Consider the following 18551-nt stretch of genomic DNA (forward strand, 5'->3'; position numbering starts at 1 on the left):
GGAAGCATCAAATGGCACTGCAAGGAAAAGTCGCGCTCGTGACGGGCGCTGCGAGCGGCATCGGTGAACAGACGGCGCGCAAGCTCGCGGCCGACGGCGCGGCGGTGGTCATCGCCGACCTGAATCTCGCGAACGCGCAAAAGGTTGCGGACAGCATCGTCGCGCAAGGCGGCCGCGCGATCGCCGTATCGATGGACGTGACGAACGAAGACGCCGTGAACGCAGGCATCGAAGACACGGTTGCGAAGCTCGGCGGCATCGACGTGCTGGTGTCGAACGCGGGCATTCAGATCGTCGCGCCGATCGAGGAGTATGCGTACTCCGACTGGAAGAAGATGCTCGCGATCCATCTCGACGGCGCGTTCCTCACGACGAAAGCCGCAATCAAGCACATGTACGCGTCGGGCAAGGGCGGCTCGATCATCTATATGGGCTCGGTGCACTCGCATGAGGCGTCGAAGCTGAAGTCCGCGTATGTCACGGCCAAGCACGGCCTGCTCGGTCTCGCGCGCGTGGTGGCGAAGGAAGGCGGCCCGCGCGGCGTGCGCGCCAATGTGGTGTGCCCCGGTTTCGTGCGTACGCCGCTCGTCGAAAAGCAGATTCCCGAGCAGGCGAAGGCGCTCGGCATCACCGAGGAAGAAGTTGTCAAGAACGTCATGCTGAAGGAAACGGTCGATGGCGAGTTCACCACCGTCGCCGATGTCGCGAACACGGTCGCGTTCCTCGCGGGCTTCGAGTCGAACGCGCTCACGGGGCAGTCGGTCGTCGTGAGTCACGGCTGGTTCATGCAATAACGCCAACGATCACTGATAAGGAGAATCCATGCGCCGCAGTCAACGCAACACGCTCACGCAGGCGAATCACGTCGCGCTGCCGGATTACGATGAGGTTTGCCTCGTGCTGCAAGGCGGCGGCGCGCTCGGCTCCTATCAGGCCGGCGTGTTCGAGGGGCTCGCCGAAACCGGCGTCGAACCGACCTGGACCTCGGGCATATCCATCGGCGCGTTGAATACCGCGATCATCGCGGGCAATGCGCCGGAGCAGCGCGTGGCCGCGCTGCGCGGCTTCTGGAACACGATCTGCCAGCCGGCCGATCTGATCGGACACGTGGGCGCGTTCATGCCCGCGGCGTTCGGCTTCGCGAACCTCGGCCGCAAGTTTTCGAGCATGTGGGCGGCGGCGCGCGCGCTGACCGAAGGGCAGAAGGGCTTCTTCTTGCCGCGCGTGCACGTGCCCACCTTCGGGCCAAATACGAAGAGCAAGCGCCCGAGCGATGTGAGCTTCTACGACACGTCCGCGTTGCGCGCGACGCTGCTGCAATACGCGGATTTCGACCGCATCAACGATGGCGCCATGCGCGTGTCGGTTGGCGCGGTGAACGTGCGAACGGGCAATCTCGTCTACTTCGACAACACGAAGATGCGTCTCGCGCCGGAGCACTTCATGGCATCGGGCGCGTTGCCACCGGGCTTTCCGGCGGTCGAGATCGACGGCGAGTTCTACTGGGACGGCGGCCTCGTCTCGAATACGCCGTTGACGGAGATCATCCGCGAAAGCCAGCACAAGGACACGCTCGTGTTTCAGGTCGATCTGTGGAGCGCGCGCGGCACGCTGCCGGGCGATTTCCTCGATGTCTCCGAGCGCACCAAGGACATTCAGTATTCGAGCCGTACGCGCGCGATCACCGATTTCGTTTCGCATAACCAGAAGCATGCGCGGCTCATCAAGGAGCTGCTCGAACATATTCCCGAGAAGGCGCGGCGCGCGCATCCGCTGTTGCGCGAGGCGCAGAAGATCGCGGATGGCGGCGCGGTGAACGTCGTGCATCTCATCTACAAGAACAAGTTCTTCGAAGGTCATTACAAGGACTACGAGTTCAGCAACGACACGATGGACGAGCACTGGGCAAGCGGTCTCGAAGACATTCGGCGTTCGTTCGGACATCCCGAATGGTTCGAGATTCCGAGCCACGATCTCGGCTTCGTCACGCATGACGTGCATCGTTTCGAGCCTGCGCCGAAGGCGAGCGCCGAGTTGCCGAAAGCCGTGTCGAAGAAGCTGGACGATGTGGACGTGACGGAAGGCGTTTGAAGCTATCGCGCATTTGCATTACGCTGGCTGATCCCGTTACGACACACCGAGGCACGTCATGAGCGAATGGAAGCCAGCCGCCTATCCATCCATCAGCCCTTATCTGATTTGCGCGGACGCGGCGGGCATCATCGCGTTTCTCGAACGCGTTTTCGACGGCGCGCTGGTGCGCCGCTTCGATCGTCCCGATGGCTCGCTGATGCACGCGGAAGTGCGTATCGACGACAGCATCGTCATGATCGGCGGCGGCGCGACGGATCAGCAGTCGTCGGCTTCGCACGTTCACGTCTATGTGCGCGATGCGCAGGCCGTCTTCGATCGTGCGATCGCAAACGGCGCACAAGCCGTGCAGGCGCCCACGCGCAAGCGCGCCGACGACGACTTTCGTGGCGGCTTCCGCGATGCCGCCGGCACGACGTGGTGGGTAGCGACCCAGTAATTCGTCAGCGTTTTCTTTTCTTCGCGCGCATGGCCGGCGCGCCGAGACTCTCGCGCAGCGCATTCGTCAGCGTTTTCAGGAACTGATCGACGGCGGGCGGCAGACGCCGCTCGCGCATCACCGTCACCTGCAGCAGACGCTCGTTGAGCAAAGGCTCGTCGATGGGCATGGCGATGAGCGTCGGCGGCCCGGGATCGCCTTCGAGCGCCACCGCACTGCCCAGCGTGATCGCGCCGGTGAGCGCCGCAAAATGATGCATCGCGCTTGAGTTGTTGCTCGCGAGCACCGGCTCCAGATGCACGCCGCGCGCGGAACAGCACCAGTCGATCAACTGCCGCACCGTCGTGCCGCGATCGAGCACGGCGGTCGGATACTGAAGGATGTCGTCGAGCGTGACGCTCGATTTGCCGGCGAGCGGATGCGTGGGCGGCAGCAGCGCGCAGACGGGCGCCTTCACGCTGTATTCGACGCTGAGTGCTGTCGATGTCGATGTCGAGAACGCGAGGCCTACATCCACTTCGCCGCTCGCGACCCAATGTTCGACCTGGCCCGGCGTGCCCGAGCGCATCACGAAGCGCGTGCGCGGATGCTCGCGATAATGCGACGCCATCACGCTCGGCAGAAAGCAGCGCGTGAAGCCTTCCGTGCAGCCGCTTCTCACGATGCCGCGCCCGAGCGCATGCATTTCCGATATCTCGTCGAGGACCGCGTCGCCATCCATCAATGCGCGGCGCGCGTGCTGCGCGAGCAGTTCGCCCGCTTCGGTGAGGATCATGCCTCGCGGCATGCGCTCGAATAGCGGCGTGCCCGCCTGTTCCTCCAGCTTCGCGATCTGGCGGCTGATTGCCGACACCGCGACGTGCAGCGTTTCCGATGCCGCCGCGAGCGAGCCCACGCGCGCCACTTCCACAAAGTACCTGAGTGCGATTCCATGCAGCACGGAGTTGTCCCTGAGCGTTGCCTTTTTGGCAATGCTAGCCGCAAATTTTGAAATTGTCGCGAATTTTTGGCGTTTCTAGACTGAGCCGTAATCGCAGTCATACATCTTCGGGAGACGCCGTGAAAGAACCCCACAACACTCGCGAAACCGCCGTCGCCATGGCCTTCCAGGCCTTCGATTCGGGCGCGTTCTTCGCCGACCTGCAGCGCCGCGTCGCGTTTCGAACCGGCAGTCAGGACGGCGCGAATCCCGCGCTGAACGCCTATCTCACCGATGAAGTCAGCGACGCGCTCGCGCGGCTCGGCTTCACGGCGCGCGTGGTCGACAATCCCGTCGCGGGCGGGCCGCCGTTCCTGATCGCCGAGCGTCACGAGGCCGACGGCCTGCCGACCGTGCTGACCTACGGCCACGGCGACGTGGTGCGCGGATACGACGAGCAATGGCGCGCGGGACTCAAGCCGTGGGAGATCGTCGTGGATGGAGACCGCTGGTACGGCCGCGGCACCGCCGACAACAAGGGTCAGCACTCGGTCAACTTCGCCGCGCTCGCGGCCGTTTTGCAGGCGCGCGACGGCAAGCTCGGCTACAACGTGAAGGTGATCTTCGAGACCGGCGAGGAGATCGGCTCGCCGGGACTGGACGAGGTCTGTGCCGCGCACAAGGAAGCGCTCGCGGCGGATGTGTTCATCGCATCTGACGGGCCGCGCGTGTCGGCGGAACGTCCGACGCTGTTTCTCGGCTCGCGCGGCGGCGTGCCGTTCGAGCTGACGGTGAATCTGCGCGAAGGCGGCCATCATTCGGGCAACTGGGGCGGCGTGCTGCGCAACCCGGCCGTCGTGCTGTCGCATGCGATCGCGAGTCTGATCGATCGCGACGGGCGCATCGTCGTCGAAGGATTGCGTCCGCCGCCGATCTCCAATGCCGTGCGCGAAGCGCTCGCGGATATCGAACTGGGCCGCGACGACAGTTCGCCCGACATCGATCCGACCTGGGGCGAGCCGGGCCTGACGCCGACCGAGCGCGTGATCGGCTGGAACGCGCTCGAAGTGCTCGCGATGAAATCCGGCAACGCCGATGCGCCGGTCAACGCGATTCCGCCGTCCGCGAAGGCCGTGTGCCAGTTGCGCTTCGTGGTCGGCACGGACTGGGAGAACGTGCAGTCGCATCTGGAGCGTCACTTCGCGGAGCACGGCTTTACGGAAGTCGCGGTGAAGGTGACGCGCGGCTCGCCGGCGACGCGCCTCGATCTCGACGATCCGTGGGTTCGCTGGGCGCTCGATTCGATGCGCGCGAGCACCGGCAAGAAGCCCGCGCTGCTGCCTAACCTCGGCGGCACGGTGCCCAACGATGTCTTCGCGCACACGCTCGGTCTGCCGACGCTGTGGGTGCCGCATTCGTATCCCGCGTGCAACCAGCATGCGCCGAACGAACACGTGCTCGGGTCTGTGATGCGCGAATCGCTCGGTCTGATGGCGGGCCTCTGGTGGGATCTGGGCGCAATGGGTGAAAGGGGCGCGACGAACATCGCCACGCGCGACGCGCATTAACCGATCGATATTGATGACACGCTGACATCATGAATAAAAAGCCTCTGAGTCTGACGCAAATCGTGCTCGCGACTTCGGTCGGCAACGCGCTCGAATGGTTCGACATCGCGATCTACGCGTTTTTCGCGGTGTATATCGCGAAGAACTTCTTTCCGGCCGCGAACGAGACGGCCTCGATGCTGCTCACGTTCGGCTCGTTCGGCGCGTCCTATCTGGTGCGGCCGATCGGCGGCATGGTGCTGGGCGCTTACGCCGACCAGCGCGGTCGCAAGGCCGCGCTGATGATGTCGGTCGGCCTGATGATGATCGGCACGGCGATCATCGCGGTGATTCCGCCGTATGCATCGATCGGACTCTTCGCACCGGCGGGCGTGTTCATCGCGCGGCTGATTCAGGGCTTTTCGGCGGGAGGCGAGTTCGGTCCTTCGACGGCGATGCTGATCGAGCACGCGCCGAATCGTCGCGGCCTGCTCGCGAGCTGGCAGTTCGCGACGCAAGGGCTCGCGACTCTGCTCGCTTCGATCTTCGGTTTCGCGCTCGCCAAGCTCATGCCCGCCAGCGAACTCGCGGCGTGGGGCTGGCGCATTCCGTTCTTCTTCGGCTTGCTGATCGGGCCGGCGGGTCTGTTCCTGCGCCGTTATCTCGAAGACGCAGCCGATTACACCGAAGCCGAGCACACCGCGACGCCGGTGCGCGACGTGTTCACGCAGCAGAAGGCCTTGCTGCTGATCTCGATCGGCGCGCTCACCGTATCGACGGCGGTGAACTATCTGTTGCAGTACGTGCCGACGTTCGCGATCCGCGAGCTGCATCTGGAAGCGTCGACGGGATTCGCGGCGAGCACCGTCGCGGGCTTGATGCTGACCTTCGTCACGCCGTTCGCGGGACATCTGTCCGACAAGATCGGCCGCGTGAAGCAGATGTCGACGGCGGCGCTGTTGCTGTTCGTGACGGGTTATCCGGCGTTCGCGTATGTGGTGTCGCATGTGTCGGTGGCGGCGCTCTTCGGGCTCGTCGCGTGGCTCGCGCTGCTCAAGGCGGTGTACTTCGGCGCGCTGCCGGCGCTGATGTCGGAGATCTTTCCGGTGGCGACGCGCGCGACGGGTATGTCGATTGGCTACAACATCGGTGTGACGGTGTTTGGCGGCTTCACGCCGGCGATCATCATCTGGCTGCTGAGCGCGACCGGCAGCAAGGCCGCGCCGAGCTTCTACATGATGTTCACGGCGGTGATCAGTCTCGCGGCGCTGGCCGCGGTGAGTCGGGGGAAAGGCGGGGTGAGGGAGCTGCGGGTGGCGGTGTGAGCGGGCAAAGAGCGTACTGAAAACGTATATGCTTTGGCATTACCTGATGCCTGGAGAGGGTCATGCCCAAGGAAGCCGTTTTCACCATGAAGCTGGAGCCCGAGTTGCGCGCGGAATTCATGGCTGCCGCGGATGCCGCGCATCGTCCCGCATCGCAGGTGTTGCGCGAATTGATGCGCGAGTTCATTCAGCGGCAGCGCGACGCGCGGGAATACGACGCGTATCTGCGCGAGAAAGTGGAAGTGGCCCGCCAGTCGATGCAAGCGGGACGCGGTGAAACCAATGACGAAGTCGAGGCGCGGTTTGCTGCTCGTCGTGCTCGTGCGACGGGTAAGGCATGAGGGTACGCTGTGCGCCTGAGGCGTTGCAGGATCGTGAGGATGTGTGGGCGTACATTGCGGAGGACAATCCGCTTGCGGCCGCTCACATGGATGAACTGTTCAGTGAGGCTGCCGAGCGCTTGACGAGCTACGCGCATTTCGGTCGCACGGGGAAAATTCCCGGGACGCGCGAATTGATCGCTCACGAAAACTATCGTCTGATCTACGAAATCGCCGATGAGGTGTGGGTGCTGGCGTTGGTTCATGCTGCGCGGCTTTGGCCGCCGGTGCAGAAATAATGTCGAGCGGCTAAGCGCCCTCGATCTCTCGTCGAAAAAATCTCAAGCGCGCGCGCTCCACCTTCGGTGCGCCTTTCGAGCGCGCGTGCCAAAGGTCGTAGGCCGCCTGTTGCGCCAGCCACGGATCCGCGCGGCCGCCATTCTCCACGCCGAGCCAACCTTCAATCCGAAGCGCCATTTGCGGCGAGATGCCGGCGTGGCCGTTCAGCACGCGCGAGAGCACCACGCGTGTCACGCCGAGCTGCTCGGCTGCTTGAGTCACGTTAGGCCTAGTTCCCGAAGCACGTCCTCTCGCAGCGAGTCGCCAGGGTGCGGCGGCTTGAATATTTGGACCATGATCTGAGTGTTTGATTGTTCGCCAGCGTTTGTCGCTCAGGGCGAAACGGTCTGCGAGAGGCCTTTCGGCGTCGGTGTCCTCAAGATCGAATGGTCTGAAAAATCTCGTCACGGCGCAGCTTGGCGTCCGTTCCCGTGTGAGCTTATCGCAGCCACCCACTCCACGCCAACGCGGATTCTCTTGATTTCCTCGCATGCCCATGTGAGAAAAAATCGACCTATTTCCACGTTTCCCCCTATGTCTCCGTCCATCCGGAAGGTGGTCTACTCATCACACCAGTTGACCACATCCGTGCGCTACGTCTGGAGGAGACATGAACGTTGCAGAAACGCAGTCCGTCGAGCGATCGGCGATCAGAAAAGTGTCGTGGCGGCTCGTGCCGTTCGTCGCGCTGATGTTCTTCATCAACTTCCTCGACCGGACCGCGATCTCCTTCGCCGGCCCGAACGGGATGACCAAGGATCTCGGCCTCACCGCCGCGCAGTTCGGCCTCGCGGCGGGCGTGTTCTTCATCGGCTATATCGTGCTGGAAATTCCCAGCAATCTCGCACTTCACAAGTTCGGCGCGCGACGCTGGCTCGCGCGCATCATGGTCACGTGGGGCGTCGTCGCGCTGCTGTTCACCTGGGTCAGCAGCGTGAACGGCCTTTATACGCTGCGCTTCCTGCTGGGCGTCGCCGAAGCCGGCTTTTTCCCCGGCGCGATCCTGTTCCTCAGCATGTGGGTGCCCGCGAAGCATCGCAGTCACATCCTCGCGCTGTTCTATCTCGCGCAGCCGCTCACCATCGTCATCGGCGCGCCGGTCGCCGCCTTGCTGATCGAAGCCCATGGTCTGTTCGGCCTGGAAGGCTGGCGCATCATGTTCTTCGGCGTCGCGATTCCGGCGATTCTCGTCGGCGTGGTTGCGTGGTTCTATCTGACCGACAAACCTTCGCAAGCCAAATGGCTCACGCCCGCCGAACGCGACTGGCTTGTCTCGCGTCTCGAAGAGGAAGACCGCGCGAAGGGCGCGACGGCCACCAGAGCCCACGGCAGCCCGATCGCCGCGATGATGAGCGGCCGCGTCTGGCTGTTCGCGCTGATGTACTTCGGCCTGATCTACGGTCTCTATGCGCTGGCGTTCTTCCTGCCGACCATCATCGGCGGATTCGAGACGCGCTTCGGCACGCACTTCAACGTGTTCCAGAAGGGGCTGATCACCGCCGTGCCGTATCTGCCCGCCGCCATCGCGCTGTTCCTGTGGAGCCGTGACGCAACGAAGCGCGGCGTGCGCTCGTGGCATATCGCGGTGCCGTCGCTGATCGGCGCGCTGAGCGTGCCGCTCGCGCTGCAAATGGGTTCGCCCGCCGCGAGCATCGCCGTGATCACCGTGACGGCCTGCGCGATCTTCTCCGCGCTGCCGAACTTCTGGGCGCTGCCGGCGCGCTTCCTGTCCGGCGCGGCCGCCGCGGCGGGCATCGCGCTGATCAACACGGTCGGCAATCTCGCGGGCTTCGTCGCCCCGTACATCACCGGCATGGCGAAGGACGCGACCGGTTCCTATCAACTGCCGATGCTGATCGTCGGCGCGATGATGCTGATGTCAGCCGCGCTCGCCTTCGCCATCGGCCGCACCAGCAGCGAACGCGCGCCGGATGCCGTCGCCGCGAACGCACATTGAACATCCATCCCACAAAGGAGATATCGACATGAAAGAGAAAATCGCGTTGTTCGGCGCAGGCGGCAAGATGGGCGTGCGCCTCTCCAGCAACCTGCTGAAGTCTGACTATCGCGTCGCGCACGTCGAGCCGGGCGCGGCCGGGCAGAAGCGTCTGAAGGATGAACTGAACATCGATGTCGTATCCGCCGATGCCGCCCTCGACGGCGCCGACGTCGTCATCCTCGCCGTGCCCGATACGCTGATCGGCAAGCTCTCGCACGACATCGCGCCGAAGCTGCGCCCCGGCACGATGGTCATGACGCTCGACGCCGCCGCGCCGTTCGCGGGCCATTTGCCGGACCGCAAGGACCTGACGTACTTCGTCGCGCATCCGTGCCACCCGATCATCTTCAACTACGACACCGACGAAAAGTCGCTGCACGATCACTTCGGCGGCGCGCACGCGAAGCAGTCGATCGTCAGCGCGCTGATGCAAGGTCCCGAAGAAGCGTTCGATCTGGGCGAAGCCGTCGCGAAGGTGATCTACGCGCCGATCCTGCGCTCGTATCGCCTGACCGTGGATCAGATGGCGATTCTGGAGCCGGGCCTCTCGGAAACCATCTGCGCGACGCTGCTCTACGTGATGCGCGAAGCCATGGACGAAACCGTGAAGCGCGGCGTGCCCGAACAGGCGGCTCGCGATTTCCTGCTCGGCCACATGAACATCCTCGCCGCGGTGATCTTCAACGAAATCCCTGGCGCGTTCTCCGATGCGTGCAACAAGGCGATCGAATTCGGCAAGCCGCGCCTGATGCGCGACGACTGGAAGAACGTGTTCGATCGCGAGGAAATCGCGGAGAGCATCCGCCGCATTACGTGATGCATCGCATCGTCGTCGTGTCCGCAATCGAATGACTGAATCGCCATCAAGGAATTGAAAGTGACGGAACGCATCCACGCCACCTACTGGCTCGAAACGGGCGTCGACCCGCGCATTGCCGCCGAGACAATCGCGGGCGAGCAGTCGAGCGGCACCTTCATCGCGCTGCCCAACGAGACGCCCGAACTCAAGGCGCGCTCGGGGGCGCGCGTCGAGCGGCTCGACATTCTCGGTCACAGCGACACGCCGAGCCTCTCCGGCGGCGCCGCGTCGCAGCGCTACACGCAATGCGCGCTGGAGCTGTCGTGGCCGATCGAGAACTTCGGGCCGTCGCTGCCGAACCTGATGTCGACCATCGCGGGCAATCTGTTCGAATTGCGGCAGGTGTCGGGCTTGCGGCTCACGGGTTTGCGCCTGCCCGATTCGTTCGCGCAGGCGTATCCCGGTCCCGCGTTCGGCATCGACGGCACGCGCAAGCTGGCGGGCGTGACGCACGGGCCGCTCATCGGCACGATCATCAAGCCGAGCGTGGGGCTTTCGCCGGAAGAAACCGCAGAGCAGGTGAAGGCGCTGGTTGCGGGCGGCATCGACTTCATCAAGGACGATGAATTGCAGGCCGACGGCTCGCATTGCCCGTTCGACGAACGCGTGCGCGCGGTGATGCGCGTCGTGAACGATCACGCCGAGCGCACCGGCAAGAAGGTGATGGTCGCGTTCAACGTGACGGGCGATCTCGACCAGATGAAGCGCCGCCACGATCTCGTGCTCGATGAGGGCGGAACCTGCGTGATGGCGGTGCTCAATTCGATCGGCCTTGTCGGCATGACGGAGTTGCGCAAGCATAGTCAGTTGCCGATTCACGCGCATCGCGCGGGCTGGGGTTATCTGACGCGTTCGGAAGCGCTCGGCTGGGACTATGCACCGTGGCAGATGTTGTGGCGTCTCGCGGGCGCGGATCATCTGCATGTGAACGGCCTGCGCAACAAGTTCAGCGAATCCGATGACAGCGTGATCGCAGCGGCGCGCGCGGTGCTCACACCTGTGATGGACTCAGCGCCCATGCACGCGATGCCCGTCTTCAGCTCCGGCCAGACCGGCTTGCAGGCGGCCGACACGTATGCGGCCATCGGTTGCGCGGATTTGATCCACACGGCGGGCGGCGGCATCTTCGGCCATCCGGGCGGCGTGGCGGCGGGCGTCGAGGCCTTGCGCGAGGCGTGGGTCGCGGCGATGGAAGGCGTGCCGCTCGCGCGACATGCCGAGCGCAATGCCGCGTTGAAGGCGGCGCTGGGGTTCTGGAAATGACGCAAGCTAGCAAGGCGGCATGGCCCGACGGCCTGCTGCTCACGTATTACGGCGACGACTTCACCGGCTCCACCGATTCCATGGAAGCGATGACCGCCGCCGGCGTGCCGACGCTCCTGTGCCTCGACGCGCCCACGCCCGAATTGCTCGCGCGTTTTCCGGACGTGCGCTGCGTGGGGCTCGCGGGATCGTCCCGCGGGCGCAGTCCGCAATGGATGGACGACGAACTGCCGCGCGCCTTCTCGAGTCTCGCGGCACTGGGCGCGCCGATCCTGCAATACAAGGTCTGCTCGACCTTCGATTCGTCGCCACAGACGGGCTCGATCGGCCGCGCGATCGACATCGGCGTCGCGCACATGCGCGGGAACTGGTCGCCGATGATCGTCGGCGCGCCGCGTCTGAAGCGTTATCAGGCGTTCGGCAACCTGTTCGCGGCGGTGGACGGCGAGGGCTATCGCATCGATCGTCATCCGACGATGTCGCGTCATCCCGTCACGCCGATGAACGAAGCCGACTTGCGCGTGCATTTGCGCCGGCAGACGGAGCGCGACATCCGCCTGATCGACTTCGTGCAGCTCAAGTCAGGCGATGTCCGGCTCGAAACCGGCGAAGACACGCCCGTCGTCATGATCGATGTGCTCGACGAAGAAACGCTCGCCGCCGCCGGCAAGCTCGTCTGGGAAGCGCGCGGCGAGGGCGTGTTCACCGCTTCTTCGTCGGGGTTGCAGTACGCGCTCGCCGCGCACTGGCGCGCGAACGGGCTCGTGCCGCAGACGCCTTCGTTGCCGAAGGCATCATCCGTCGATGTGATCGCGGCCGTCAGCGGAAGCTGCTCGCCGGTCACGGCGGCGCAGATTCGCTGGGCGCGCGACAACGGTTTTCGCGTCGAGCGTCTGGACCTGCCGCGCGCGCTCGATGCGAGTTCGCGCGAAGCGGAAACGGAACGCGTCGTCGAGATTGCGGCGCGGGCCGTCGCACAAGGCATAAGCCCGCTCGTCTTCAGCGCGGAAGGCCCGGACGATCCCGCCGTCACCGGCTTCGACGGCATCGCGGCGAACGCCGGGCTGAATCGCGCCGAAGCGGCGCGCCGCGTCGGGGAAACGCTCGCCGAAGTGATGCGCCGGCTGCTCGATCGCGCACCGCTGCGCCGCGTGGTGGTGGCGGGCGGCGACAGTTCGGGCGAAGTGGCGAGCAAGCTCGGCATCGCGGCGTTGAGCGTGGCTGCCGGTATGGCGCCGGGCTCGCCCTTGTGCCGCGCATGGTCCGACGATCCCGCGCGCGACGGTCTCGAAATCGTGCTGAAAGGCGGGCAGATCGGCGGCGTGTCGTTCTTCGGCGAGGTTCGTGCTGGCGGGCCGCAAGCGGCGCCGTGATAAGGTCGGAGCAACGAATTATCGAAAGCGAGCATGACCGATGACCGAAACCATTCAGCGACGCAAGCTGTATCAGGACGTGCTGGAGCGTTTGATGGAGCGCATCCGCTCGGGCGAGATCGCGCCCGGCGCGCAGTTGCCCTCGGAGCGCGAGCTGATGGAAGCCTATGGCGTGGGCCGTCCCGCGATCCGCGAGGCGCTGCAGACGCTCGAACGTTCGGGGATCGTCGAGATCGCGCATGGCGAGCGCGCGCGCGTGGTCGTGCCGACCGCGCAGAGCCTTATTGCGCAGATCGCGATCGGCACGATGCACCTGCTGCGCACGCAGCCGGGCATGCTCGAGCATCTCAAGGCGGCGCGGCTCTTCCTCGAAACCGGCACCGCGCGCATGGCCGCGGAAAAGGCGCAAGCGGACGATATCGAACGGCTCGCCGCGTGCGTCGAAGCGCAGCGCGCCGCGGTCGATGACCGCGACGCGTTTCTCGCCTGCGACATGGCGTTTCATCGCGAGATCGCGCAGATCACGGGCAACCCGATTTATCCGTCGATCGTCGAATCGATCTTCGGCTGGGCCGCGGAATACTATCGGCCGATGGTGCGCGCGCCGGGCGCCGAAGCGCTGACGCTCGCGGAGCACGAGCGCATCGTCGAAGCGATCGCCGCGCACGATGGCGACGCCGCCGCCGACGCGATGCACGCGCATCTCTCGCGCGCCAACGCGCTGTACGGCAAGCTCATTCTGTCCTGAGCGCGTCCTGGTCGGCCGCGCGCAGAAACGCGGTCATCTCCTTCAGACTCTCGTTCATCTCCTCGGTCAGCCAGCGTTCGAGCTGCGCGACATCGGCATGCGCGCGCAGATGCGGGGCCACCCAAAGCACCAGTTGACGAGGCCCCGGCGCGAAGCCGAACGGTGCCACCAGCTTGCCGGAAACGAGATCGTTCATGACGAGAAGCTGCGGCACGAGCGCGACGCCGAGTCCGCACACCGCCGCCTGAATCAGCAGATAGAAATGCTCGTAGGCGTCCTCGCTCGCGCCTGACACGGGTGCGATGTCCGTCGCCGCGAACCAGTCCGACCACGCCTCGGGGCGCGTGCGCGTGAACAGCAGCTTCGCGCGCGCGAGATCGGCGGGAAGCGCGAGGCCGATCGACTGCGCATACTCCGGCGAGCATACCGGCCCGATCCATTCGTCGATCAGCCTGCGCGTGACGGCGTCCTTCGGCGGCGCGATGGTGCTCGCGCGAATTGCGACGCTGATCTTGTCGCGCACGAAATCGATCTGGTCGTAGTTCATGTTGAACTTGAGCTCGGTCTGCGGATAGCGGCGGTGAAAGCCGGCAATGCGCGGAATCAGCCAGTTCATCATGATGGTCGCCGAGCACGACAGCGTGAGCGGCTCGGGCGTCAGTTGCTCGATGCTCGCGTCAATGAGGCTGAACGCGGTGGTCAGCCCTTCGGCGAGCCGCTTGCCTTCGGGCGTCGGGTCCGACGACTGCGCCGAACGCACCAGCAGCGTGAGGCCGAGCGTCTCCTCGAGCGCCTTCACCTGCCGGCTGATCGCGCCGTGCGTGACGCACAGCTCCTGCGCCGCCAGCGTCATGCTGCGCAGGCGCGCCACGGCTTCGAACGCGCGCAGGGCGTTCAGCGAGGGGCGCGGGGTCTGCATGGGGTCTCCTCCGTTGATGAGCTTGTCGATCGCTTCCATACGCGATGCGGGCAAGCCGATTGTAGACGGCGCATCACGCGCCACCGCGGTTTTTGTATCGCAATGTATCCGCATCGGCTGCCGACAAATCGCGACTCATACACGCGCTTTTCCGAAACACGCCAGATACGTCTGCTGGTTTTAATCAACACCAAGCCGAATCGTTTTAGGTGTGTGAACCGGAGAACGACGACGGCCTTCACGACCAATTTCTTTTATCGAGGTGGGAACCATGAAAGTCATTCAATCGCTCATCGTCGCTGTTGCTGTCGCGCTTCCGGCTTTTTCCTTCGCGCAGTCGAATCAGCCGGTCACTCGCGCTGAAGTTCGCGCGCAACTCGTCGAACTTCAGCGGGCAGGCTACAACCCCGCAAGCGACCAGACGCAATATCCGCAGAACATCCAGGCCGCCCAGGCGCGCGTGGACGCCGCTCACGGCATCTCCGCGTACGGCGCGCCGGCGGGCGGCAGCTCGGCTTCCGGCGCACGCGCGGCGGACCAGAACGTGTCCGGCCTGGGCCCGGTCTACGCGCGCCCGTAAGCATCCTGTCTGAAACCCATCGGCCCGAACGGCGCTGTCCGTTCGGGCCGATGCGCTTTTGCAAAGTCTTTTCGCCCCGAATAAAAGGCGAACGCAGGCGATACACTCACGTCGCAGAAACGCGGTTTTTACGACACGCTACATGCACGTGAAAGACGGATCGCGGAAAATGGGTATCATCCACACCTCTTCGCGCGAATTCCGCCGAATGTAACAACGTATCGCAATTATTTTGCGTGCGACGCCATTGATTTTCGAGGCGCTTATGCCCACAGACGTAGACAACATTACCGACGAGCAGATCGCTTCGATCGCCGATCGCCTTATCGAGGATGGCCGCAAGGCGACTCCCATGACCGTTTGGGAACAAGCGAAGGGCGGCTCGATCGTCGCCATCGCGGCTGGCCTGCAGCGCTGGCGCGACGCCCGTCAACCCGACATGCCTCAGGAGCAAGCGCCGTCCGGCCTGCCCGACGACCTCGCGGAAACGCTCGTGAACGTCGCGCGGCGGCTCTGGACGGTCTCGCGTGACGAAACCGAACGAGCGTCCGCTCAGCGCCTTTCCGTGCTGAATCAGCGGCTCTCGACGGCGCTCAACGAACGCGACGAGGCGCTCGGCGAATTCCAGAAGACCGGCGAAGAAACCGCGAAGAACCGCCAGCAGCTCACGGAAATGCAGAGCGCACTGCGTGCGTCGGAAGAGTCGGTCGTGGGCCTGCGCGACGAACTCTCGGCAGCGGCCGGGCGCGCGCAGTCCGCCGAGGCGCGCGCGGACGAAGCCGCGCAGCGCGCGACGCAGGAACAATCGCGGCTGGAAGCGGCGAATGCGTCGCTCGACGAGCAGCGGCGCGCGAACGAAGCGCTGAATGCGGCGCTTTCGGGCAAGGACGAAGACATCGCCCGGACGGCGCAGGAGCGCGATCAGGCGCGGCAGGAGCATCAGGCGCTGAACGAGACACTGTCGGGCAAGCACGAAGAGATCGCGCGCATTGCACAGGAGCGCGACGAGGCGCGCGCGCAGCACGGGCAAATGCAGGCGGCGCTGGCGGGCAAGGATGAAGAGCTCGCGCGCATCGCGCAGGAACGCGACTGGACGCGTGACGAGCACGCGCAACTGCATGAGTCGCTGTCGGGCAAGGATGAAGAGCTCGCGCGCGTCGCGCAGGAACGCGATGAAGCGCATGCGCGACACGCGGAACTGCATGCGTCGCTGTCGGGCAAGGACGAAGAGCTTGCGCGCATCGCGCAGGAACGCGATCAGGCGCGCGAGGAGCACGCCGCCTTGCGGCAGGCGTTGCAGGAGAAAGCGGAAGAAGCGCAGCGCTGGTCGCAGGATGCGAACGCGGCACACGCCCGCGCGCAGACCGCCGAAGCGCAGGCGAGCGAAAACGTCGCCCGCGTGGCCGCGCTCGAAGCCGAACTGAACGAAGCGCGCGCGGCACTGGCGACGGAACGCGAAGCTTCGGCCGCGCGTGGCGCGGAGCTGGAGACGCAGCGCGAGCAGGCGAGCCGTGTGGGCAGCGAACTGGAAGAAGCCCGCAGGCAGGTGAGCGCGATGATGGCGGAGAAGGCCGAGCAGGGCGCGGAACTCGCGCGCGTATCGAACGATGTCAACGCATTGCGCGAGCGCGCCGAAGCGGCCGAGAAAAATGCAACCGATCTCGCGAAGCGCCTGGTCGAAAAGGAGCAGGGCGAGGAGTCCGAGCTGGCTTCCCTGCAACGTCAGGTTGCGGCGCAGGCCAAGGCGCACTCGAAGGCCTACGACGACCTGCGAGCGAACGCCGAACAGTGGGTCACCTACGCGAAGGACTTGCGCCAGCGCCTCGACGTGGCCAACGAGAAGATTCTGTTCATCGACGCCCGCAGCACCGGCGAGGTCGCGCTGATGCGCAGGCTCGCGGTGGAGCTGGAGCGCCTGAAGCCGGATCATGAACTGGTGTTCCGCGAAGCGCAGCAGAAGCTGATCGGCGACAAGATGGCGCAGCAGCTCGCGCAGAAGGGCTATCGCTACGATCCGGCGACGGCGGTCATGTCGAAGATCGAAGGCTGACGGCGACAGGCCATGGAGACGCAGACCATCACCGTGTCGATCGCGCGCGACTGGCGCGAGCTCTACGACGCGATCTGGCGGCCTGACGTTTTCCCGACCTGGGCTTCGGGTCTCGCACAGTCGACGCTCGAAGACATGGGCGATCACTGGCGCGCACGCGGCCCCGAAGGCGACGTGACGATACGTTTCACCGCGCAGAATGCATTCGGCGTGATGGATCATCGCGTCGCGCTGCCGAACGGCGACGAAGTCTATGTGCCGCTGCGCGTGTATCAGAACGGCGCGGGCGCCGAAGTGGCGCTCACGCTGTTCCGCCAGCCCGGCATGTCCGATGAAAAATTCGCCGCCGACGCCGACTGGGTCCGCCGCGACCTGGCCGCGCTCGCCACGCGCTACGGCAAGCGGTGAAAGACGATACGAACAAGCGTCTGGACTGGGTGCGGCGCGCCGAGCCGACGCAAGGCATCGAGCGGATCGAAGCATGGTTCGGCGGCAAGGCGTACGGCCTGCATCGTCACGATACGTACGCGATCGGCCGCACGCTCGCGGGCGTGCAGAGCTTCAACTACCGGCGCGGATTGCGTCATAGCGTACCGGGCCAGACCATGGTCCTGCATCCCGACGAGCCGCACGACGGACAAGCTGGCACGATGGAAGGCTTCCGCTATCGCATGCTGTATGTCGATCCGGCGCTGATCCAGTCGATTCTCGGCGGGCGCGCCTTGCCGTTCGTCGAAGGCGGCGTGACCACGGATTCGCGCGTTTCGCGTGCGACCGAAGCGTTGCTGCAACGCACGGAAGGCGCGCTGCCGCCGCTCGAACCGCTCGAACAGCACGATGCGCTCACCGAACTCGCCCTCGCGCTCGCGGATGCATCCGGCGTGCGTATGACGCCTGCGCGTGGCGATTATGCGAGCGCCATGCGCGCGCACGAATTTCTCGACGCCAACTGCGATCGCGTCATCACACTGGATGAACTGGAACGTGTGACCGGGCGCGAGCGCTTCGGCCTGTCGCGTGACTTTCGCACGTTCTTCGGGACGAGCCCGTATCGCTATCTGACGATGCGTCGTCTCGATCTCGCACGCCGACTGATGCTGACCGGCGCGCCTCTCGCGGAGGTCGCGGCGCATGCGGGCTTCACCGATCAGAGCCACATGACGCGCCAGTTCACGCGCGCGTTCGGCATGCCGCCCGCGCGCTGGCGTGCGGTGGCGAGCGGCGTCACGTCGCGCTGAACCTCTGCAAGATCGTTCAAGACGCCCGCGATGCGCGTGCGTTAGCCTTGGCTTCGTCATTCAAACGTTCGTCACGAATACGGAGCGCATCATGACTTCCATCCCTGTGTCACGCGGCCAGCGCATCGCGATCGATCCGCTCGAGAAGGCGCGCGCCATCGATCGCTTCTGGCAGCAGCGCGTGATCGCTGAAATGAACGACTATCAGTTCAAGGTCGCGCGCCTCGAAGGCGATTTCATCTGGCACAGTCACGCCGATACCGACGAGACTTTCATCGTGCTCGAAGGCGAATTGCGCATCGACTTTCGTGACGGCGCGATGCTGCTTCGCGCAGGCGAATTCGGCGTCGTGCCGAGGGGCATCGAGCACAAACCGTATGCCGCGCGCGAAGTGAAGATCATGCTGATCGAACCGCGCGGCGTGGTGAATACCGGCGACGCGCGTAACGAGCGCACTGCGGCGAACGATCTTTGGATCTGAGTTTGGATCTGAGCGCCGTGCCAGCGCGACAGGCTATCATGTGCACATTTCACACGAGCCG

General features: G+C 64.9%; 19 protein-coding genes and 1 pseudogene. 17 read left to right on the top strand and 3 right to left on the bottom strand.

What is annotated here, in order from left to right; all coding sequences use genetic code 11:
• Nucleotides 1-11: 11 nt before the first annotated feature.
• The 3 genes from AWB79_RS09860 to AWB79_RS09870 are packed head-to-tail and all read left to right on the top strand — an operon-like array spanning nucleotide 12 to nucleotide 2530.
• A complete protein-coding gene (locus AWB79_RS09860) occupies nucleotides 12-794 on the top strand; it encodes a 3-hydroxybutyrate dehydrogenase (protein ID WP_061167218.1) in 783 nt (260 codons plus the stop codon).
• Nucleotides 795-822: 28 nt separating this feature from the next.
• Complete coding sequence (locus tag AWB79_RS09865; RefSeq protein WP_061167219.1) at nucleotides 823-2091, top strand: patatin-like phospholipase family protein; 1269 nt, start codon at nucleotides 823-825, stop codon at nucleotides 2089-2091.
• Between the two features lie 58 nt (nucleotides 2092-2149).
• Nucleotides 2150-2530 (top strand): VOC family protein, encoded by a 381-nt coding sequence (locus tag AWB79_RS09870; protein WP_061167220.1) that lies wholly within the window; start codon nucleotides 2150-2152, stop codon nucleotides 2528-2530.
• 4 nt (nucleotides 2531-2534) lie between these two features.
• On the opposite strand, the gene AWB79_RS09875 is transcribed toward AWB79_RS09870, so the two are convergent.
• Entirely contained in the window at nucleotides 2535-3470 is a 936-nt protein-coding gene (locus AWB79_RS09875) for a LysR family transcriptional regulator (RefSeq protein ID WP_061167221.1), read from the bottom strand.
• A 119-nt stretch (nucleotides 3471-3589) separates the two neighbouring features.
• Here AWB79_RS09875 and AWB79_RS09880 point away from each other — a divergent pair, with 119 nt between their 5' ends.
• From AWB79_RS09880 to AWB79_RS09895, 4 genes are all read left to right on the top strand, one after another.
• Entirely contained in the window at nucleotides 3590-5017 is a 1428-nt protein-coding gene (locus AWB79_RS09880; protein WP_061167222.1) for a M20 family metallopeptidase, read from the top strand.
• A gap of 26 nt (nucleotides 5018-5043) precedes the next feature.
• Complete coding sequence (locus AWB79_RS09885; protein ID WP_061167223.1) at nucleotides 5044-6321, top strand: MFS transporter; 1278 nt, start codon at nucleotides 5044-5046, stop codon at nucleotides 6319-6321.
• 62 nt (nucleotides 6322-6383) lie between these two features.
• The gene (locus AWB79_RS09890; RefSeq protein ID WP_061167224.1) at nucleotides 6384-6662 is read left to right on the top strand and encodes a hypothetical protein; all 279 of its coding nucleotides are present in this window, start codon (nucleotides 6384-6386) and stop codon (nucleotides 6660-6662) included.
• Nucleotides 6659-6940 (top strand): type II toxin-antitoxin system RelE/ParE family toxin, encoded by a 282-nt coding sequence (locus tag AWB79_RS09895; protein WP_061167225.1) that lies wholly within the window; start codon nucleotides 6659-6661, stop codon nucleotides 6938-6940. The genes AWB79_RS09890 and AWB79_RS09895 overlap by 4 nt, the downstream gene beginning before the upstream one ends.
• Nucleotides 6941-6950: 10 nt before the next feature.
• Here AWB79_RS09895 and AWB79_RS09900 read toward each other — a convergent pair.
• A pseudogene (locus tag AWB79_RS09900) lies at nucleotides 6951-7276 on the bottom strand (HigA family addiction module antitoxin).
• 314 nt (nucleotides 7277-7590) lie between these two features.
• On the opposite strand from AWB79_RS09900, the gene AWB79_RS09905 reads away from it, so the two are divergent.
• From AWB79_RS09905 to nanR, 5 genes are read left to right on the top strand one after another with little or no spacing between them, the layout of a single operon-like run.
• Nucleotides 7591-8937, top strand: coding sequence for an MFS transporter (locus AWB79_RS09905; RefSeq protein ID WP_061167226.1), 1347 nt, complete (start codon nucleotides 7591-7593; stop codon nucleotides 8935-8937).
• 28 nt (nucleotides 8938-8965) lie between these two features.
• Nucleotides 8966-9796: a phosphogluconate dehydrogenase C-terminal domain-containing protein gene (locus tag AWB79_RS09910; RefSeq protein ID WP_061167227.1), complete on the top strand. Its 831-nt coding sequence runs from the start codon at nucleotides 8966-8968 to the stop codon at nucleotides 9794-9796.
• Nucleotides 9797-9856: 60 nt separating this feature from the next.
• On the top strand, nucleotides 9857-11101 hold the full coding sequence (locus tag AWB79_RS09915) for a ribulose-bisphosphate carboxylase large subunit family protein (protein WP_061167361.1): 1245 nt from the start codon (nucleotides 9857-9859) through the stop codon (nucleotides 11099-11101).
• Entirely contained in the window at nucleotides 11098-12474 is a 1377-nt protein-coding gene (oiaK, locus tag AWB79_RS09920; protein ID WP_061167228.1) for a 3-oxo-isoapionate kinase OiaK, read from the top strand. Before AWB79_RS09915 ends, oiaK begins: the two co-directional genes overlap by 4 nt.
• 40 nt (nucleotides 12475-12514) lie before the next feature.
• Nucleotides 12515-13222: a transcriptional regulator NanR gene (gene nanR / locus AWB79_RS09925; protein ID WP_061167229.1), complete on the top strand. Its 708-nt coding sequence runs from the start codon at nucleotides 12515-12517 to the stop codon at nucleotides 13220-13222.
• On the opposite strand, the gene AWB79_RS09930 is transcribed toward nanR, so the two are convergent.
• Nucleotides 13209-14141 carry a LysR family transcriptional regulator gene (locus AWB79_RS09930; protein ID WP_061167362.1) on the bottom strand — a complete coding sequence of 311 codons (933 nt, stop codon included), beginning with the start codon at nucleotides 14139-14141 and terminating at the stop codon, nucleotides 13209-13211. The two genes, nanR and AWB79_RS09930, sit on opposite strands and share 14 nt — an antisense overlap.
• 271 nt (nucleotides 14142-14412) lie before the next feature.
• On the opposite strand from AWB79_RS09930, the gene AWB79_RS09935 reads away from it, so the two are divergent.
• From AWB79_RS09935 to AWB79_RS09955, 5 genes are all read left to right on the top strand, one after another.
• Nucleotides 14413-14721, top strand: a complete 309-nt coding sequence (locus AWB79_RS09935) for a DUF4148 domain-containing protein (RefSeq protein WP_061167230.1) — start codon at nucleotides 14413-14415, stop codon at nucleotides 14719-14721.
• Between the two features lie 265 nt (nucleotides 14722-14986).
• Entirely contained in the window at nucleotides 14987-16771 is a 1785-nt protein-coding gene (locus tag AWB79_RS09940) for a DNA-binding protein (RefSeq protein WP_061167231.1), read from the top strand.
• Nucleotides 16772-16783: 12 nt separating this feature from the next.
• Entirely contained in the window at nucleotides 16784-17179 is a 396-nt protein-coding gene (locus AWB79_RS09945) for a hypothetical protein (RefSeq protein WP_061167232.1), read from the top strand.
• The gene (locus AWB79_RS09950) at nucleotides 17176-18009 is read left to right on the top strand and encodes a helix-turn-helix domain-containing protein (RefSeq protein WP_061167233.1); all 834 of its coding nucleotides are present in this window, start codon (nucleotides 17176-17178) and stop codon (nucleotides 18007-18009) included. The genes AWB79_RS09945 and AWB79_RS09950 overlap by 4 nt, the downstream gene beginning before the upstream one ends.
• Before the next feature lie 91 nt (nucleotides 18010-18100).
• A complete protein-coding gene (locus AWB79_RS09955; protein ID WP_061167234.1) occupies nucleotides 18101-18490 on the top strand; it encodes a cupin domain-containing protein in 390 nt (129 codons plus the stop codon).
• The last annotated feature ends 61 nt before the right edge of the window (nucleotides 18491-18551 follow it).

Source organism: Caballeronia hypogeia (genome assembly GCF_001544875.2).
In the GTDB taxonomy this organism is placed as follows: domain Bacteria; phylum Pseudomonadota; class Gammaproteobacteria; order Burkholderiales; family Burkholderiaceae; genus Caballeronia; species Caballeronia hypogeia.

What these genes read in the sequence shown, in the direction of transcription:
- nanR (WP_061167229.1), top strand. Translation starts at nt 12,515, where the DNA reads ATGACCGAAACCATTCAGCGACGCAAGCTGTATCAGGACGTGCTGGAG.
- AWB79_RS09865 (WP_061167219.1), top strand. Translation starts at nt 823, where the DNA reads ATGCGCCGCAGTCAACGCAACACGCTCACGCAGGCGAATCACGTCGCG.
- AWB79_RS09895 (WP_061167225.1), top strand. Translation starts at nt 6,659, where the DNA reads ATGAGGGTACGCTGTGCGCCTGAGGCGTTGCAGGATCGTGAGGATGTG.
- AWB79_RS09890 (WP_061167224.1), top strand. Translation starts at nt 6,384, where the DNA reads ATGCCCAAGGAAGCCGTTTTCACCATGAAGCTGGAGCCCGAGTTGCGC.
- AWB79_RS09905 (WP_061167226.1), top strand. Translation starts at nt 7,591, where the DNA reads ATGAACGTTGCAGAAACGCAGTCCGTCGAGCGATCGGCGATCAGAAAA.
- AWB79_RS09935 (WP_061167230.1), top strand. Translation starts at nt 14,413, where the DNA reads ATGAAAGTCATTCAATCGCTCATCGTCGCTGTTGCTGTCGCGCTTCCG.
- AWB79_RS09930 (WP_061167362.1), bottom strand. Translation starts at nt 14,141, where the DNA reads ATGCAGACCCCGCGCCCCTCGCTGAACGCCCTGCGCGCGTTCGAAGCC.
- AWB79_RS09945 (WP_061167232.1), top strand. Translation starts at nt 16,784, where the DNA reads ATGGAGACGCAGACCATCACCGTGTCGATCGCGCGCGACTGGCGCGAG.
- AWB79_RS09940 (WP_061167231.1), top strand. Translation starts at nt 14,987, where the DNA reads ATGCCCACAGACGTAGACAACATTACCGACGAGCAGATCGCTTCGATC.
- oiaK (WP_061167228.1), top strand. Translation starts at nt 11,098, where the DNA reads ATGACGCAAGCTAGCAAGGCGGCATGGCCCGACGGCCTGCTGCTCACG.
- AWB79_RS09870 (WP_061167220.1), top strand. Translation starts at nt 2,150, where the DNA reads ATGAGCGAATGGAAGCCAGCCGCCTATCCATCCATCAGCCCTTATCTG.
- AWB79_RS09955 (WP_061167234.1), top strand. Translation starts at nt 18,101, where the DNA reads ATGACTTCCATCCCTGTGTCACGCGGCCAGCGCATCGCGATCGATCCG.
- AWB79_RS09860 (WP_061167218.1), top strand. Translation starts at nt 12, where the DNA reads ATGGCACTGCAAGGAAAAGTCGCGCTCGTGACGGGCGCTGCGAGCGGC.
- AWB79_RS09910 (WP_061167227.1), top strand. Translation starts at nt 8,966, where the DNA reads ATGAAAGAGAAAATCGCGTTGTTCGGCGCAGGCGGCAAGATGGGCGTG.